The sequence below is a fragment of the Bradyrhizobium altum genome (assembly GCF_020889705.1).
Taxonomy (GTDB): Bacteria; Pseudomonadota; Alphaproteobacteria; order Rhizobiales; family Xanthobacteraceae; genus Bradyrhizobium; species Bradyrhizobium altum.
The window spans coordinates 1-17,072 of record NZ_JACMYP010000018.1; the positions used below are offsets into that span (position 1 = coordinate 1).

General features: G+C 62.9%; 13 protein-coding genes and 1 pseudogene. 3 read left to right on the forward strand and 11 right to left on the reverse strand.

The window, feature by feature from the left end:
* The 11 genes and pseudogenes from H8B02_RS07760 to H8B02_RS07810 form a co-directional block, all read right to left on the reverse strand.
* On the reverse strand, window positions 1-156 hold a 156-nt coding region (locus H8B02_RS07760; protein WP_229165717.1), incomplete at its 3' end, for a DUF4147 domain-containing protein.
* Window positions 157-177: 21 nt separating this feature from the next.
* Entirely contained in the window at window positions 178-1,410 is a 1,233-nt protein-coding gene (locus H8B02_RS07765) for an ABC transporter substrate-binding protein (protein ID WP_229165671.1), read from the reverse strand.
* Between the two features lie 190 nt (window positions 1,411-1,600).
* Window positions 1,601-2,827 (reverse strand): ABC transporter substrate-binding protein, encoded by a 1,227-nt coding sequence (locus H8B02_RS07770; RefSeq protein ID WP_229165672.1) that lies wholly within the window; start codon window positions 2,825-2,827, stop codon window positions 1,601-1,603.
* Between the two features lie 159 nt (window positions 2,828-2,986).
* Entirely contained in the window at window positions 2,987-4,216 is a 1,230-nt protein-coding gene (locus tag H8B02_RS07775) for an ABC transporter substrate-binding protein (RefSeq protein ID WP_229165673.1), read from the reverse strand.
* Between the two features lie 227 nt (window positions 4,217-4,443).
* Window positions 4,444-5,670: an ABC transporter substrate-binding protein gene (locus tag H8B02_RS07780; protein ID WP_229165674.1), complete on the reverse strand. Its 1,227-nt coding sequence runs from the start codon at window positions 5,668-5,670 to the stop codon at window positions 4,444-4,446.
* 118 nt (window positions 5,671-5,788) lie between these two features.
* Window positions 5,789-7,018 carry an ABC transporter substrate-binding protein gene (locus tag H8B02_RS07785; RefSeq protein WP_092119463.1) on the reverse strand — a complete coding sequence of 410 codons (1,230 nt, stop codon included), beginning with the start codon at window positions 7,016-7,018 and terminating at the stop codon, window positions 5,789-5,791.
* Window positions 7,019-7,047: 29 nt separating this feature from the next.
* Complete coding sequence (locus H8B02_RS07790) at window positions 7,048-8,070, reverse strand: branched-chain amino acid ABC transporter permease (protein WP_229165675.1); 1,023 nt, start codon at window positions 8,068-8,070, stop codon at window positions 7,048-7,050.
* Window positions 8,071-8,072: 2 nt separating this feature from the next.
* On the reverse strand, window positions 8,073-8,951 hold the full coding sequence (locus H8B02_RS07795; RefSeq protein ID WP_229165676.1) for a branched-chain amino acid ABC transporter permease: 879 nt from the start codon (window positions 8,949-8,951) through the stop codon (window positions 8,073-8,075).
* 12 nt (window positions 8,952-8,963) lie between these two features.
* Window positions 8,964-9,677, reverse strand: coding sequence for an ABC transporter ATP-binding protein (locus H8B02_RS07800; protein WP_229165677.1), 714 nt, complete (start codon window positions 9,675-9,677; stop codon window positions 8,964-8,966).
* Window positions 9,674-10,471, reverse strand: a complete 798-nt coding sequence (locus H8B02_RS07805) for an ABC transporter ATP-binding protein (RefSeq protein ID WP_229165678.1) — start codon at window positions 10,469-10,471, stop codon at window positions 9,674-9,676. The genes H8B02_RS07800 and H8B02_RS07805 overlap by 4 nt, the downstream gene beginning before the upstream one ends.
* A gap of 69 nt (window positions 10,472-10,540) precedes the next feature.
* Window positions 10,541-11,406: pseudogene (locus tag H8B02_RS07810) on the reverse strand (IclR family transcriptional regulator).
* Between the two features lie 170 nt (window positions 11,407-11,576).
* Here H8B02_RS07810 and H8B02_RS07815 point away from each other — a divergent pair.
* From H8B02_RS07815 to pimC, 3 genes are all read left to right on the forward strand, one after another.
* The gene (locus tag H8B02_RS07815; protein ID WP_229165679.1) at window positions 11,577-13,673 is read left to right on the forward strand and encodes a 3-hydroxyacyl-CoA dehydrogenase NAD-binding domain-containing protein; all 2,097 of its coding nucleotides are present in this window, start codon (window positions 11,577-11,579) and stop codon (window positions 13,671-13,673) included.
* 154 nt (window positions 13,674-13,827) lie between these two features.
* A complete protein-coding gene (pimA, locus tag H8B02_RS07820) occupies window positions 13,828-15,516 on the forward strand; it encodes a dicarboxylate--CoA ligase PimA (RefSeq protein ID WP_229165680.1) in 1,689 nt (562 codons plus the stop codon).
* Window positions 15,517-15,721: 205 nt separating this feature from the next.
* Complete coding sequence (pimC, locus tag H8B02_RS07825; protein ID WP_097676743.1) at window positions 15,722-16,912, forward strand: pimeloyl-CoA dehydrogenase large subunit; 1,191 nt, start codon at window positions 15,722-15,724, stop codon at window positions 16,910-16,912.
* Window positions 16,913-17,072 lie beyond the last annotated feature (160 nt).

A 17,072-nucleotide genomic window follows, 5' to 3' on the forward strand; every position in this document is an offset into this window, starting at 1 on the left:
CGCCGCGGCCATGGCGCCGGCGCCCTTGCCGGCGGCGAGGCAGATCACGCGTCCCTTCGGCGCCGGCCGAAGCCGCGATGCCAGCACGACATCGGGATGCGCAGCCGCCACCGCAGCATCGAAGATCGAACGCAGGAAGGGACGACGGTCGGTCATGGCTGTGCTTTCGTTACGCGGTCAGTTTCCGGCGACTTCGCCGCTGATGACGTCGCCGAACAACTGCCAGCGCTCGCCCTTGAACTGCATCAGCTGCAATTGCTCGATCGGCTGGAAGTCGGCGGGCCCGGTCGACAGCGTCACGCCGGGCAGCAGGCCGCCCTGCGCAAACTGCTTCAGGCTCGCCGCCTGCTTCATGACGTTGGCACGGGTGAGGTCGTCGCCGCAGCGGCGCAGCACCTCGACCATGGTGGTTGCCATGTTGTAGCCGGTCATGGCCGAGGCATCGACGCGGTTGGTGTCGGGCATGTACTTGGCGAGCAGTTCGTCGAACGCCTTCATGCCGGCGTCGTCCTTCCACTGCGGGTCGCTGGCGTCCTTGGCGTAGGCCGCCGAGATCACGCCCTGCGCATTGTCGAGCCCGGCGGGACGCATCACCGTCGCGGTGGAGGCCGAGACGTTGGAGACGATGGTCACCGGCTTCCAGTTCATCTCACCGAGCTTCTTGATCGCCTGGGCGCCGAATTTCGGCGTGGTGAAGAAGATGATGACGTCGGGATTGGCGGATTTCAGCCGCACGACATGGGAATCGATGGTGGGTTCGGCGACTTCGTAACTCTCCTTGGCGGCGATCCGCGCCGGATCGCTGGCGAAGCCGTCTTCCAGGCCCTTGAGGTAGTCCTTGCCCATGTCGTCGTTCTGGTAGAGCACCGCGACCTTGGCGGCGGGCTTCTCCTTGAGCAGATATTTCGCGTAGATCCGCGACTCGCTCTGGTAGCTCGGCAGCCAGCCCATGGTCCACGGGAACGCTTTCGGATCGTTCCACTTGGTCGCGCCGGTGGCGACGAACAGCTGCGGCACCTTCTTGGCGTTGAGATATTTCTGGATCGCGGTGTTGGAGGCGGTGCCGAGCGTACCGAACAGGAACAGCACCTCGTCGCTCTCGACCAGCTTGCGGGCCTGCTCGACCGCCTTCGGCGGCGAATAGGCGTCGTCATAGGAAATGAAATTGATCTTGCGGCCGTTGATGCCGCCATCGTCGTTGACCTTCTTGAACACCGCGGCCATCGCCTTGCCGACCACGCCATAGGCCGACGCCGGGCCGCTATAGGGCACGATGTTGCCGATCTTGATCTCGGTGTCGGTCGCACCGGTGTCGTATTTCTTCTGCGCCCACGCGGCATTGCCGGTCACGGCGGCGACGGCGAGGCCGAGCAGGGCGGTTGCGACACGGTGACGGATCGGCTTCGGCATTTCCCGAAAACTCCTTGTTGTTGCCGGCGCGCGAGGGCGCCGGGTTCTCTTCGGTTCTTGCGGGTTTTCCTAGCGCATTGCCGGGCAAAGTGTAAGCAGGCATCGCCCGAGCCGGTCGGCCCATGGTGAATGAAAAGCCCCCTGCGACGGTATCGCAGGGGGCCGTTGTCAGTCGGTCGTCGGCAGGAAATCAGCCGCCGACGTCGGCACTGATGATGTCGCCGAACAGTTCCCATTTCTCGCCCTTGAACTTCATCAGCTGCAACTGGCTGATCGGGGCGAAATCGTTCGCGGCGGTGTTGATCTTGATGCCGGGCAGCAGCACTTCGGTGCGGAAGTCCTGCAGGCTCGCCGCCTGCTTCATGATGTTCTCGCGCGTGAGGTTGTCGCCGCACTGCTTGAGCACCTGGACCAGGGTCTGGGCCACGCCGTAGCCGGTCACGGTGCCGCCGTCGAGCTTGTCGCCTTCGGAGAAGTCCTTGGCCATGAAGGCGTAGAATTCCTTCATGCCGGGATCATTGTCCCATTGCTTGTCCGAGGGGTCCTTCAGATAGGCGGCAGAGATGATGCCCTGCGCGTTCTCGTAGCCGGCGGGCCTGATCACGCTGCCGACCGAGGCCGACACGTTGTTGAGGAAGTGGGTGGGCTTCCAGCCGACCTCGGTGACTTTCTTGATCGCCTGCGCCGCGAATTTCGGCGTCGCGATGTCGATGAACACGTCGGCGTTGCTGGCCTTCAGCTTGACGATGTGGTTGTCGATGGTCGGCTCGGAGGTCTCGAAGCTCTCTTCGGCCACGATCATGCTGGCGGCCTTCTGGCCGAGGCCGTCCTTCAGACCCTTCAGATAGTCCTTGCCGTAATCGTCATTCTGGAACAGCACCGCGATCTTGGCGTTCGGCATGTTCTTCAGGATGTACTTTGCGTAGATCTGGGTCTCGCTCTGGTAGTTGGGCTGCCAGCCCATGGTCCAGGGAAAGTCCTTCGGATCGTTCCACTTGGTGGCGCCGGTGGCGACGAACAGCTGCGGCACCTTCTTGGAATTCATGTACTTCTGGATCGCCGAGTTCGACGGCGTGCCGAGCGAGTTGAAGATCAGCAGCACCTCGTCGCTTTCGACCAGCTTGCGGGCCTGCTCCACGGCCTTCGGCGGCGAGTAGGCGTCATCGTAGGAGATGAAGTTGATCTTGCGGCCGTTGATGCCACCGGCATCGTTGATCTTCTTGAAATAGGCGGCCTCGGTGCGGCCGATGATGCCGTAGGCGGAGGCGGGTCCGCTGTAGGGCATGATGTTGCCGATCTTGATCTCGGTGTCGCTGGCGCCGGTGTCGTATTTCTTCTGGGCAAGCGCAGCGCTGCTGGATGTCGCGACGAGCGCGAGCGCGGCCCCGAGGACCGCAAGTCTTGTGGTAGCGGACATCTATGTCTCTCTCCCTGTTGTCAGACGAACGTGTCGCGGCCCCCTGTTTCGAGGGCTCTCTTGTTATTCGGTGAAAATACCATCTTACCCAGGTCGCCTCAATGAAAAGCCCCTGCGACAACGCCGCAGGGGCTCTCGTCTTTAGTCGACAATTCCGGGTTAACCGCCGACGTCGCCGCTCAAAATGTCGCCAAAGCGCTCCCAGGTCTGGCCCTTGAAGCGGATCAGTTGCAGTTGCGAGAGCGGCGCGAAATCGGTCGCCGAGGTGTTGACCTTGACACCCGGCAACAGGCCGCCGGGTTCGTAATCGCGAATGCTGGCCGCCTGCTTCATGACGTTCTCGCGGGTCAGGTCGTCGCCGCACGCCTTGAGCACATGCACCAGGCCCTGCGAGACGATGTAGGCGTACATCACGGAGGCATCGGCGCGGTTCGCTTCCGGATAGTATTTATCGAGGAACTCGTTCCAGGCGATCATTGCCTTGTCGGTCTTCCACTGCGGGTCGGTCGGGTCCTTGAAATATTGCGACGAAATGATGTCCTGGGCGTTCTCGAAGCCCGCGGGCTTGATCACACTGCCGATCGATCCGGAGACGTTGTTGAGGAAATGCAGCGGATGCCAGTTGAGCTCGGCGTTCTTCTTGATCGCCTGCGCCGCGAATTTCGGAGTCGTGATGTTGAAGAACACGTCGGCGCCGGAGGCCTTGAGCCTGACGATGTGGGAGTCAATGGTCGGCTCGGTCACCTCGTAGCTGTCCTCGGCGACGATCATCGATGCGGCCTTGGCGCCGAGCCCGTCCTTGAACCCCTTCAGATAGTCCTTGCCGTAATCGTCGTTCTGGTAGAGCACCGCGATCTTGGCGTCCGGCTTGTTCTTCAGGATGTACTTTGCGTAGATGATGGACTCGCTCTGGTAGTTGGGCTGCCAGCCCATCGTCCAGGGAAATTCCCTCGGGTCGTTCCACTTGGTGGCGCCGGTGGCGACGAACAGCTGCGGCACCTTCTTCTGGTTCATGTATTTCTGGATCGCCGAGTTCGGCGGCGTGCCGAGCGAATTGAAGATCAGCAGCACCTCGTCGCTCTCGACGAGCTTGCGCGCCTGCTCGACGGTCTTCGGTGGTGTGTAGGCGTCGTCATAGCTGATGAAGGTAACCTTGCGGCCGTTGATGCCACCCTCGGCATTGATCTTGCGGAAATAGGCCTCCTCGGTCTTGCCGATCACGCCATAGGCGGAAGCCGCTCCGCTGTAGGGCATGATGTTGCCGATCTTGATTTCGCTGTCGGAGGCACCGATGTCGTATTTCTTCTGCGCGACGGAGGGACTCGTGGTCGCTGCGAGCAATGCGAGGACAGCCGAAAAGGCCCCCAACCGCAAACGGATAGCAGGCATTTTGATCTCCCTTGGATCACGGTGAATGTGTCACGATTTTTGGAGTGGGAGCACTTTGCGGCTCCTTTCGGCATTGAATACCTTTCGTCAGGTGCCAGCAACAGAAAGCCCCCCCGCGGCGCTGCCGCGGAGCGCGTCATTTAGTCGAACGCGTTGCGAGGAAAGCCGGTGCCGCGGAATCGCCTCGCAACACACGCAAAGCGATTGCGTGGAGATCGTGCGTCGTCCTAGTTGCTGAGCCCGCTCGAGATGATGTCGCCGAACAGCTCCCACTTCTCGCCCTTGAAGCGCATCAGCTGCAACTGCTTGATCGGTGCGAAGTCGGTGGCCGAGGTGTTGATGCTGATGCCCGGCAGCAGCGTACCGGGGACATAATCCTTCAGGCTCGCGGCCTGCTTCATGATGTTGGCGCGCGTGAGATCGTCACCGCACATCTCCAGCACCTGCGCCATGGTCTGTGCGGCGGCGTAGCCGAAGGAGGTGGCGCCGTCGAGCTTGTTGGCGTCGGGATAATCCTTCTTGAGGAAGGCAAGGAATTTCTCCATGCCGGGATCCTTGTCCCATTGCGGATCGGCGCCGTCCTTGAGATAGGACGCCGACAGGACGCCCTGCGAGTTCTCGAAGCCGGCCGGCTGCATGACGCCGCCGACCGAGGCTGAGACATTGGCGACGAACTGCAAAGGCGTCCACGCGATTTCGGCGGCCTTCTTGATTGCCTGCGCCGCGAATTTCGGTGACGTGATGCTGATGAAGGTGTCGGCGCCGGCGGCTTTCAGCTTGACGATGTGATTGTCGATCGCAGGCTCCGACGTCTCGTAAGCTTCTTCGGCGACGATCATCGAGGCCTTGTCGCCGAAGGCGTCCTTCAGGCCCTTGAGGTAGTCCTTGCCGAAATCGTCGTTCTGGTAAAGCACGGCAACCTTGGCGTCGGGTTTGTGCTTCATGATGTATTTTGCGTAGACCCGCGCCTCGTCCTGGTAGGACGGCTGCCAGCCCATGGTCCAGGGATAGTTCTTGGGGTCGTTCCACTTGGATCCGCCGGAACCGACGAACAGTTGTGGCACCTGCTTCTCGTTCATGTACTTCCGGATCGAAGCGTTGGTTGCTGTACCAACCGAGCCGAACACCAGCAGGACCTCGTCGTCCTCGACCAGCTTGCGGGTTTGCTCCACCGTCTTGGCCGGCGAGTAGCTGTCGTCATAGGAGATGAACGTGATCTTGCGGCCGTGGATGCCGCCGGACTCGTTGATCATCTTGAAGTAGGCCGCCTCGGTCCTGCCGATCACGCCATAGGCTGAGGCGGGGCCGCTGTAGGGCGCGGTGTTGCCGATCTTGATCTCGGTGTCGCTGGCCCCGGTGTCGTATTTCTTCTGCGCCAGCGCGACATTGCAGCTCGTCAGGATCAGAGCCAATGCGGACAAGAGCGCCGTCAGGGACGGGCGTGCGGCAGTCATGGTTTCCCCACCTCGAGTTCTTAGTTTGGAGTATTCAATACGATCGGCGCGGGGCGTCAACAAAAAGCCCCCGCGACTGTTATCGCGGAGGCTGTTGTTTTATTCCCGCAGTGCAACGTCACTCAGAGGGGACGTCGCCGGAAATGATGTCACCGAACAGTTCCCACTTCTGACCCTTGAAGCGCTGCATCTGCAGCTGGGCGATCGGGGCGAAGTCGGTGGCGGAGGTGTTGATCTTGACGCCGGGCAGCAGGGTATCCGGCGTAAAGTCCTTCAGGCTCGCCGCCTGCTTCATGACGTTGGCGCGGGTGAGGTCGTCGCCGCACATTTCCAGCACCTTGGCGAGCGTCTGCGCGGCGCCATAGCCGTAGACATAGCCGCCGTCGGTCTTGTCGGCGCCCGGCATGTACTTGTCGAGAAACTCGGACCACTTCTTCATGCCGGGGTCGTTGTTCCACTGCGAGTCGGCGCCGTCCTTGGCATAGGCCGCCGACAGCACGCCCTGGGCGTTGTCGAAGCCGGCCGGCTGCATCACGCTGCCGACCGAGGCCGACACGTTGGTGATGATCTGCAGCGGCTTCCAGCCGAGCTCGGCGGTCTTCTTGATGGTCTGCGCGCCGAACTTCGGCGTGGTGTAGATCAGCAGCACGTCCGGATTGGCGGCCTTGATCTTGACGATGTGGCCGTCGATCGACGGCTCGGACACCTCATAGCTCTCCTCCATGATGATGCTGGAGGCTGCCTTGGCGCCAAAACCGTCCTTGGTGCCCTTGAGGTAGTCTTTGCCGAAGTCGTCGTTCTGATAGAGGATCGCGACCTTGGCGTCCGGCTTCTCCTTCATCAGCCACTTGGCATAGATCTGCGCTTCGCTCTGGTAGCTCGGCTGCCAGCCCATGGTCCACGGGAAGTTCTTCGGATCGTTCCACTTGGTGGCGCCGGTGGCGACGAACAGCTGCGGGATCTTCTTGGAATTCAGGTATTTCTGGATCGCGGTGTTGGACGGCGTGCCGAGCGGGTTGAAGACCAGCAGCACTTCGTCGCTCTCGACCAGCTTGCGCACCTGCTCGACCGCCTTCGGCGGCGAATAGGCGTCGTCATAGCTGACGAAATTGACCTTGCGGCCGTTGATGCCGCCGCGGTCGTTGATCATCTTGAAGTAGGCTTCTTCGGTCTTGCCGATCACGCCGTAGGCGGAGGCCGGTCCCGAATAGGGGATGATGTTGCCGACCTTGATCTCGGTATCGCTTGCGCCGGTGTCGTATTTCTTTTGGGCGAATGCGGCAGTGGACGTCGCGGCAACAGCGACGATCGCCGCGGAAATCGCGGCGATCCGAACGGTAGAAAGCATAACGTCTCCTGGTTTGGTTCTAAAGATTCTTAGTTTTTCTTGAGCTTTGCGGCCAGTTGCTGGGCAACGATCGCAACCTGCCTGGCGCCGTGCGGCACGAGGAAGATGACGAGGAACAGCAACACGCCGAACACCGCACCCGAAAGGCCCTTCGAGATGCCTTCGGCGATGTTGGGCACGAAGATGATGAAGGCGGAACCTACGATCGAGCCGGGCAGCCAGCCGACGCCGCCGACCACCATGCCGAGGAACAGCGAGATCGCGAGCTGGATGGTGTAGCCGTCGGGCGCCACGAACTGCACCGCGATGGCGCCGAGACCGCCGGCAACGCCGGTGATGCCGGCCGAGACGCCGAACGCCAGCGTCTTGTACAGCGCGACGTCGACGCCCATCGCGGAGGCCGCGATCTCGTTGTCGCGGATCGCCATGAAGGCGCGGCCGGAGCGCGACCGCAGCAGGTTCACCGAGGCGAGGTAGATTCCGATCGAGACCGCCAGGGTGAAATAATACAGCCACATGTCCTGCCCCATCGGCAGGCCGAACGGCGCGTCGGGCTTGGTCACGACCAGGCCCTGCACGCCGCCGGTCCAGTGCTCGAAATAGCCGAGCTTGAGGAGCTGCGGCATCGCGGTGGCAAGCGCAAAGGTCGCCAACGCCAGATAGACGCCGGATAGCCGCAGCGCCGGCTGGCCGAACAGGAAGCCGAAGCCGAAGCAGACGATGCCCGCGACCGGCAGCGTGAGGGCATAGTTCATGCCCGCATGCTCCATCAGGATCGCCGACGTATAGGCGCCGACGGCGTAGAACGCGCTCTGGCCGAGCGAGAACTGGCCGCTTCCGCCGGTCAGGATGTTGAGCGCCATCACCGCAAGGGCGTAGATCAGAAGCATCGTCATCTGGAAGATGATGAAGTTCTTCACGAACAGCGGGATCAGGATGAGCACGGCGAGCACGATAAGCGAGGTGCCGTAGCCGAGCGTCATGGCGCGCTTGGGAACGGCCTCGACAGCCTGGCCTTCGGTGACAACTTCGACTTCTTCAGCGGCGCTCATGATCAGACTCGCTTCACGATGGCGCGGCCGAACAGGCCTGCCGGTTTGACGACCAGGACGACGATGATCAGCGCAAGCGCGATCGGAAGTTTCAGCTCATTGCCGACGCCGGGGATATAGGTGCCGACCAGGTTCTCGAAGATGCCGACCAGGAAGCCGCCCATCACGGCACCGAACGGCGAGCTGAGACCGCCGAGCACAGCCGCGGCGAATCCGTAGATCAGCACGCCGAGCATCATGTTCGGCTCGAGGAACACCACCGGCGCGATCATCATGCCGGCGATCGAGCCGATCGCCGCGGCCATGCCCCAGCCCAGCGCGATCATCCACGAGGTGTTGATGCCGACCAGGCGGGCCGATTCCGGCAGCGATGCGGCGGCGCGCATCGCAAGGCCGACCCGGGTGAAGCGGAAGAAGAAGAACAGCAGGACCAGCATCAACAGGGTGATGCCGATCATGCCGGCCTGATGGGTCGAGATCAGCTGGCTGCCGAGGAACGGTGAGGAGCCGAACGGCGTCGGATACTGCTTGATGGTGAAGTCCCAGATCAGTCCGGCGACCGAGTTGATGATCGCGTAGAGCGCGATGAAGCCGGCGACATTGGTCAGGATCGGCGCCTTGGCCAGCGGCTTGAACAGCAACCGCTCGATGACGATGCCGGCGGCAAACGAAAACGCGACGGTGAGCACGAAGGCGCCCCAATATGGCACACCCCATTGCATCAGCTGCCAGGACACGAAGGTCGAGAACATCGCCATTTCGCCCTGGGCGAAATTCAGATGGTCGATGGCCTGGTAGATCATCACGACCGCGAGCGCCATGCAGGCATAGATCGCGCCCGTGGCGATGCCGGCCAGGACCTGGTTGGCAAAAAGCTCCATTGTGCCAGCTCCTCAGTAGCCGAGATAGGATTTGCGGACGTCTTCGTTGTTCGCGATGTCCTTGGCATTGCCCGACATCACGATCCGTCCGGTTTCGATCACATGGGCCTGGTCGGCGAGCTCGAGCGCAAGCTGCGCATTCTGCTCTACCACCAGGATGGTCACCTTTTCCTCGCGATTGATCTTGCCGAGGATGCGGAACAGGTCGCGCACGATCAGCGGCGCGAGGCCGAATGACGGCTCGTCGAGCAGCATCAGGCGCGGCCGCAGCATCAGCGCGCGCGCCACCGCGAGCATCTGCTGCTCGCCGCCGGACAGCGTGCCGGCCTGCTGGGTGTAGCGCTGCTTCAGCACCGGGAAATGTTCGTACATCCGCTCGATGTCGGCGCCGATGGCGTTCTTGTCGGAACGGCTGATGGCCCCTAACTGCAGATTCTCCTCCACTGTCATGTTGGTGAAGGTGCCGCGGCCCTGCGGCACATGGGCGATGCCGAGGCGGACCACGTTCTCGGTGGAACGGGTGCCGATCGGCTTGCCCTCGAACTCGATGGCGCCGGTCGAACGCACCATGTTGCAGATCGCCCGCAGTGTAGTGGTCTTGCCGGCGCCATTGGCGCCGAGCAGGGTGGTCAACGAACCCTCGTTGAGCGAGAAGCTGAGGCCGTGCAGGGCCTGGACCTGACCGTAATAGGCGCGCAGGTCCTTGACGTTGAGCATCGCGGTCATTGGTCCTTGCTCCCCAGATAGGCCTTGATGACGTCGGGGTCGGCCTGGACCTGGGCCGGCGTGCCTTCGGCCAGCTTGCGGCCGAAATTGAGCGCGACGACGTGGTCGGCGATCGACATCACGAGACCCATGTGATGTTCGACCAGCAACACCGTAATTTTACGGTCATCGCGGATTTTGCGGATCAAATCGCCGAGCACGTAGACTTCCTCGTGATTGAGGCCGCCGGCCGGCTCGTCGAGCAGCAGGATCTTCGGATCCGCGGCCAGGGCACGCGCCAGTTCGACGCGCTTCTGGGTGCCGAACGGAAGTCCCGAGACCACGGTGTGGGCGACGTCCTCGAGATCGAGATAGTTGAGGATGCCGTGCACCTTCTTGTTCATGTCGCTCTCGCCGCGGCGAACCCAGGCAAGACGCAGCGAGTCGCTGACGATGTCGCTCGAGGTGCGGGCATGCGCGCCGACGCGCACATTGTCGATCACGGACAGGTTGGGGAACAGCGCGACGTTCTGGAAGGTGCGGCCGATGCCGATCTCGGCAATCCGGTGCGGCGGCCGCGACAGGATGCTCTTGCCTTCCATCAGGATGTCGCCGGACGACGGCTGGTAGAGCCGCGACAGGCAATTGAACAGCGTCGTCTTGCCGGCGCCGTTCGGTCCGATCAGGCCGAGGATCTGCCCGTGGCGCATGTCGAACGACACGCCATTCAGTGCGATGATGCCGCCGAACACGACGCTGACGTCGCGAACCGCGAGCAGGGGATCATTCCCCTGCGCGAGCTGTGCCTGCGTCATCTCGTCTCGCCCGCCATCTCTGAGCGGTGCGAGCGGCCCTGCGATGGATTTCGCCGGACGCGATGGAGGCTATCTGATCCCCTCGGCCAAACGTGCAACTTTCCCTCCTACTCTAGACTTTTTGCTTTGTTCTTTTTGGATTGCGGCGCTATTCCACCGAGCGCCTGCTCGATGTTCCTTACCATCGCGACAAGGCGAGGTCCAATGTCGTTGAGTAATCTATCTTCCGTGAAGCGGAATGCCGGCGCGCCGCAATTGAAGGCGTAAGGACCGGTTCCGTCGTTCAGTCTCAATGCAACGCCAACCGCGGCGACGTCGTCCTGCCAGTCGCCGGTAGACATGGTGAAGCCGTACTTCGCCACCGTCTCGCCGGAGCGTTCGATGCCGTCGCGCATCTTGGCCCAGCGGCTGCCATAGTGATCCCGCAGCTCGCGTAATAAAGCCGCACGCTCTTCGGGTGGCAATGCCCAAATGTAGGCACGGCCCATCGCGGTGGTCGCGATCGGCACCCGCGAGCCGACGTCGAGCTGCACGCCGAGCGCCAGGCCGTTCCGGCTCTGGCCGAAATAGATCATGCTGTGACGGTCGCGGCCGCCGACCGCGACCGCGCCGCCGGTCGCGCGCATCACTTCTTCTCGATACGGCTCGGACAAATGCCGAACGCCGAGATTGGCGAGCGCGGCGTAGCCGAGCGCCATTGCCGACGGCGCGAGCTGATACTTTTCGAATTTCGGTACAGGTGTAAGGTATCCCAGCTTGGTCAGCGTGTAGGTCAGCCGGGAAATGGTTGGCTTCGGCAACTTGGTGCGGGCTGCAATCTCCTGATTGCCGAGCAGCCCGTCATTGGGTTGAAATGCACGCAGGACATCCAGTCCGCGGGAAAGCGCGACGACGAAATTGCGATCGGTCGCTGCTTTCTTGCCGGCGCGCTTCATTCCCCACCCTTGTCATGCTCGTTGACAAGGCTCGTGCTTCAAAATAACCCTCCGTGTCAAGATGTGGAATTAAATTTCGCAGTGCGAAATTGGTCTAATCTAGCCGCTCGGCGCCAGTCGTGCAGCTACTCAACGCAAGTTTCAAGAACAAGCATCCAGGGAGAGTCCCGGTGAGTGAAGTCGTCAAGCTCGAACGTCATGACAACATTGCCGTCGTCACGGTTAACAGTCCGCCCGTGAACGCGCTGAGCGCTGCCGTGCGCGGCGGTATCTTCGATTGCATCAAGAGCGCGATCGATGACGCGCAGGTCCAGGGCATCGTGCTGACCTGCGCCGGCCGTACCTTCATCGCCGGCGCCGACATCACCGAATTCGGCAAGCCGCCGAAGCCGCCCGGGCTCGCCGAAGTGCTGAGCCTGATGGAGAGCTCGCCGAAGCCGATCGTTGCCGCGATCCACGGCACCGCCCTCGGCGGTGGCCTCGAGGTCGCGCTGGCCTGCCACTATCGCGTCGCCACCAAGGACGCCAAGCTCGGCCTGCCCGAGGTGAAGCTCGGCCTGCTGCCGGGCGCCGGCGGCACCCAGCGCCTGCCGCGTGCGGTCGGTCCCGAGCTCGCGGTCAAGATGATCGTCGGCGGTGATCCGATCGGCGCGGACGCGGCGCTGAAGGCCGGCCTGATCGACGAGATCGTCGAGGGGCCGGCGTCGGGCGGTGAGGCATTTGCGCGCAAGGTGGTCGCCGAGAAGCGTCCGCTGCGCAAGCTGCGCGATGACGACAGCAAGCTCGCCGCGGCCAAGGCCGACCGTTCGATCTTCACCAATGCGGTCGCTGCGCTGACCAAGAAGTCGCGCGGCCTCGAGGCGCCGTTCGCCGCCGCCGACGCCGTCGGTGCCGCGATCGACCTGCCGTTCGACGAAGGCCTGAAGAAGGAGCGCGAGGGCTTCCTTAAGCTGATGAACGGCGAACAGTCCAAGGCGCAGCGTTACGCCTTCTTCGCCGGGCGTGAAGCCGCCAAGATCTCCGGTGTTCCCGAGGGCACCAAGGGCCGTAACGTGGCGCGCGTCGCCATCCTTGGCGCCGGCACGATGGGCGGCGGCATCGCGATGTCGTTCGCCAATGCCGGCATCCCGGTCACCCTGATCGAGACCGGCGAGGAGCAGCTCAAGCGCGGCATGGGCATCATGCAGAAGAACTACGAGGCGACCGCCGCGCGCGGTGGCATCCCGGCGGACGCGCCCGCCAAGCGCATGGCGCTGATCAACGGCGTCGTCGGCATCGAGAACATCGGCGACGCCGATCTGGTGATCGAGGCGGTGTTCGAAACCATGGCGGTCAAGAAGGAAGTGTTCGGCAAGCTCGATCAGTACGCCAAGCCGGGCGCGGTGCTGGCCTCCAACACCTCCTACCTCAACATCGACGAGATCGCGCAGTCGACCAAGCGCCCGCAGGACGTGCTCGGCATGCACTTCTTCTCGCCCGCCAACGTCATGAAGCTGTGCGAGATCGTGCGCGCCGACAAGACCGCGCCGGATGCGCTGGTCACCGCCGTCTCGATCGCCCGCAAGATCGCCAAGGTGCCGGCCGTGGTCGGCGTCTGCGACGGCTTCGTCGGCAACCGCATGCTGGCGCAGCGCGGCAAGCAGTCCGAGAAGCTGTTGTTCGAAGGCGCGCTGCCGCAGCAGGTCGACGCGGTTGTCACCAAGTTCGGCATGCCGATGGGCCCGTTCGCGATGGGCGATCTCGCCGGTCTCGATATCGGCTGGCGCTCGCGCAAGGATCGCGGCATCAAGTCGGAGATCGCGGACGCGCTGTGCGAAGCCGGCCGCTTCGGCCAGAAGACCGGCAAGGGCTACTACAAGTATGAGCAGGGCTCGCGCGCGGCGTTGCCCGATCCGGAGGTCGAGAAGCTGATCGACGAGACGCTGGCGCGCCTCGGCCGCAAGAAGCGCGTCGTCAGCGACGACGAGATCCTCGAGCGCATGATGTACCCGATGATCAACGAAGGCGCGAAGATCCTCGCCGAGGGTATCGCGGCGCGTCCGTCTGATATCGACGTGGTCTGGCTCTATGGCTATGGCTGGCCGATCTATCGCGGCGGCCCGATGTTCTGGGCCGACACCGTGGGCCTCAAGCACATCGCCGATCGCCTGGCCTTCTACGCCAGGGAGACCAACGATCCTTCGCTCGAGCCGGCGCCGCTGCTCAAGAAGCTCGCCGACGAAGGCAAGACCTTCGCCTCGCTCGCCGCCGCGTCGAAGGCGGCGTGATTGGCCGAAGGCCTGATCACATGTCGTTCCGGGGCATCGCAAAAGCAATGAACCCGGAACCCATCGCGCCTCAGCGCGTGTGGATTGATGGATTCCGGGTCCGGCCCTTCGGGCCATCCCGGAATGACTTCATAGAGTCCCTGCGAAGGCATCCATGACCTATCCCGGCGAACAATATTATCCCAACGGCGTGCAGTGGAGCGACGAGATCACGCGCGGCACGCTGCCGGACCTGCTCTCGAATGCGGCCGCCGAGTTCGGCGCGCGTCCGGTGCTCGAATTCCGCGACCGGCAGATCAGCTACAGCGAGCTTGAGGCGCTGGTTGAGACCGCAGCGGCCGCCTTCATGCGGGCTGGTTACGGCAAGGGCACCTCGGTCGCGCTGTTTCTCGGCAACTCGCCCGACCATCCGATCAACTTCTTCGGCGCGCTGAAGGCCGGAGCGCGCGTCGTGCATCTGTCGCCGCTCGACGGCGAGATCGCACTGTCCCACAAGCTCTCCGATTCAGGCGCACGGGTGCTGGTCACCAGCAACCTGTCGGCGCTGTTGCCGACCGCGCTGAAATTCCTCGCCAAGGGGCTGCTCGACCGTCTGATCGTCTGCGAGGACGATCATTGGGGCAAGGTCGGCACACAGCAAGCCGCGTTGCCCGACAATCCCGCAATCATCACGCACCGCCAGTTCATCGACGGCGCGGTCAAGCCGTCGCAATGGCCCGCTGTCGACGTCGAGGACGTCGCGCTGCTGCAATATACCGGTGGCACCACCGGCCTGCCCAAGGGGGCGATGCTCAGCCACGGCAATCTCACCGCGGCGGTGTCGATCTATGATGTCTGGGGCAAGCCGGGGCGGCTCGAACGCAACGCGATCGAGCGCGTCATCTGCGTGCTGCCGCTGTTCCATATCTATGCGCTGACCGTCGTGCTGTTGTCGGTGATCCGGCGCGGCCATCTGATCTCGCTGCATCAGCGCTTCGACGTCGAAGCTGTGATGCGCGACATCGAGGTCAAGCGCGCGACGGTGTTCCCCGGCGTGCCGACGATGTGGATCGCGATCGCCTCGCTTCCCGACCTCGACAAGCGCGATCTGTCCTCGCTGGTGGTCGCCGGCTCCGGCGGCGCGCCGCTGCCGGTCGAGGTCGCAAAGATCTTCGAGCGCCGCGTCGGCATGAAGCTGAAGAGCGGCTGGGGCATGACGGAGACCTGCTCGCCCGGCACCGGCCATCCCAAGGAAGGGCCGGAGAAGCCGGGCTCGATCGGGCTGATGCTGCCCGGCATCGAGATGGACGTGGTGTCGCTGGAGGATTCCACCAAGGTGATGCCGGTCGGCGAGGTCGGCGAAATCCGCATCCGCGGCCCGAACGTCACCAAAGGCTACTGGAACAGGCCGGCGGAGACCGCGGAGGCCTTCGTCGGCGACCGCTTCCTGACCGGCGACATCGGCTACGTGGATGCAGACGGCTATTTCTATCTGGTCGACCGCAAGAAGGACATGATCATCTCCGGCGGCTTCAACGTCTATCCGCAGATGATCGAGCAGGCGATCTACACGCATCCCGCCGTGCAGGAAGTGATCGTGATCGGTATCCCCGACGACTATCGCGGCGAGGCGGCAAAGGCCTTCATCAAGCTGCGCGACGGCGAGAAAGTGTTCTCGATCGACGAGCTGCGCGCATTCCTCGCCGGCAAGGTCGGCAAGCACGAACTGCCGGCCGCCGTCGAGTTCGTCGCCGAGCTGCCGCGCACCCCGGTAGGCAAGCTGTCGCGGCACGAATTGCGCCAGCAGCAGCCCAAGACATCTCCAACCAAACCGCAACAAACCGCATCAGGATCGCGCTCATGATGGACGATATGGTGCAATGAATCCGTCGTCCCGGCGAAAGCAGGGACCCATACGCCGCGGCCTGTGTAAGAGGCACAAGCGGCAGCCGGCTTTGCCAATCCCGACGGCCGGTGGTTATGGGTCCCGGCTCCAGTGCGCAATCGCGCACAAGGCCGGGACGACATCGAGAGTGTGACGAGGCATTGAACTTTCAAAGGAGGATCCGATGGATCTCGCTTTCACCAAGGAAGAGATAGCGTTTCGCGAGGAGGTACGGGAGTTCTTCAAGAACAACGTGCCGCCGGAGACCCGGCGCAAGCTGCAGGAAGGCCGCCATCTGTCGAAGGACGAGATGGTCACCTGGTGGCGCATCCTCAACAAGAAGGGGTGGGGTGTCACCCACTGGCCGAAGGAATACGGCGGCACCGGCTGGACCACCGTGCAGCATTACATCTTCAACGAAGAGCTGCAGTCCTATCCCGCGCCGCAGCCGCTCGCCTTCGGCGTCAGCATGGTCGGCCCTGTCATCTATACCTTCGGCAATGAGAAGCAGAAGAAGGAATATCTGCCGCGCATCGCCAATGTCGACGACTGGTGGTGCCAGGGCTTCTCGGAGCCGGGCTCGGGTTCGGACCTTGCCTCGCTGAAGACCAAGGCCGAACGCCGTGGCGACAAGTGGATCATCAACGGCCAGAAGACCTGGACCACGCTCGCCCAGCACGCCGACATGATCTTCTGCCTCTGCCGCACCGACAACAACGCGAAGAAGCAGATGGGCATCTCCTTCATCGTGTTCAGCATGAAGTCGAAGGGCGTCACCGTGCGCCCGATCCAGACCATCGACGGCGGCCACGAGGTCAACGAGGTGTTCTTCGACGACGTCGAAGTTCCTGTCGAGAACCTGATCGGCGAGGAGAACAAGGGCTGGGATTACGCCAAATTCCTGCTCGGCAATGAGCGCACCGGCATCGCCCGGGTCGGCGTGTCGAAGGAGCGGCTGCGCCGTATCCGCGCGCTGGCCTCCAAGGTCGAGTCCGGCGGCCGTCCGGTCATCGAGGATCCGGCGTTCCGCGAAAAGCTCACGGCCTGCGAGATCGAGCTGAAGGCGCTCGAGCTGACCCAGCTCCGCGTCGTCGCCGACGAAGGCAAGCACGGCAAGGGCAAGCCCAATCCGGCCTCCTCGGTGCTCAAGATCAAGGGCTCGGAAATCCAGCAGACCACGACCGAACTTCTGATGGAGATCATCGGCCCGTTCGCCGCGCCCTACGACGAGCACGGCGATGCCGGCTCGAACGAGAGCATGGATTGGACTGCGCAGATCGCGCCGAGCTACTTTAACAACCGCAAGGTTTCGATCTACGGCGGCTCTAACGAGATCCAGCGCAACATCATCAGCAAGGCGGTGCTGGGGCTTTGATCTTCTCCCTCTCCCGTTCTTCGCGGGGAGAGGCCCCGGCTCTGTCATCGGTGTCATTCCGGGGCATCGCGAAGCGATGAGCCCGGAATCCATAACCACCATCGTGAGTATGGATTTCGGGCCCGGCCCTTCGGGCCATCCCGGAATGACACCGCGTAAG

What these genes read in the sequence shown, in the direction of transcription:
- H8B02_RS07780 (WP_229165674.1), bottom strand. Translation starts at nt 5,670, where the DNA reads ATGACTGCCGCACGCCCGTCCCTGACGGCGCTCTTGTCCGCATTGGCT.
- pimC (WP_097676743.1), top strand. Translation starts at nt 15,722, where the DNA reads ATGGATCTCGCTTTCACCAAGGAAGAGATAGCGTTTCGCGAGGAGGTA.
- H8B02_RS07770 (WP_229165672.1), bottom strand. Translation starts at nt 2,827, where the DNA reads ATGTCCGCTACCACAAGACTTGCGGTCCTCGGGGCCGCGCTCGCGCTC.
- H8B02_RS07790 (WP_229165675.1), bottom strand. Translation starts at nt 8,070, where the DNA reads ATGAGCGCCGCTGAAGAAGTCGAAGTTGTCACCGAAGGCCAGGCTGTC.
- H8B02_RS07765 (WP_229165671.1), bottom strand. Translation starts at nt 1,410, where the DNA reads ATGCCGAAGCCGATCCGTCACCGTGTCGCAACCGCCCTGCTCGGCCTC.
- H8B02_RS07785 (WP_092119463.1), bottom strand. Translation starts at nt 7,018, where the DNA reads ATGCTTTCTACCGTTCGGATCGCCGCGATTTCCGCGGCGATCGTCGCT.
- pimA (WP_229165680.1), top strand. Translation starts at nt 13,828, where the DNA reads ATGACCTATCCCGGCGAACAATATTATCCCAACGGCGTGCAGTGGAGC.
- H8B02_RS07805 (WP_229165678.1), bottom strand. Translation starts at nt 10,471, where the DNA reads ATGACGCAGGCACAGCTCGCGCAGGGGAATGATCCCCTGCTCGCGGTT.
- H8B02_RS07800 (WP_229165677.1), bottom strand. Translation starts at nt 9,677, where the DNA reads ATGACCGCGATGCTCAACGTCAAGGACCTGCGCGCCTATTACGGTCAG.
- H8B02_RS07775 (WP_229165673.1), bottom strand. Translation starts at nt 4,216, where the DNA reads ATGCCTGCTATCCGTTTGCGGTTGGGGGCCTTTTCGGCTGTCCTCGCA.
- H8B02_RS07795 (WP_229165676.1), bottom strand. Translation starts at nt 8,951, where the DNA reads ATGGAGCTTTTTGCCAACCAGGTCCTGGCCGGCATCGCCACGGGCGCG.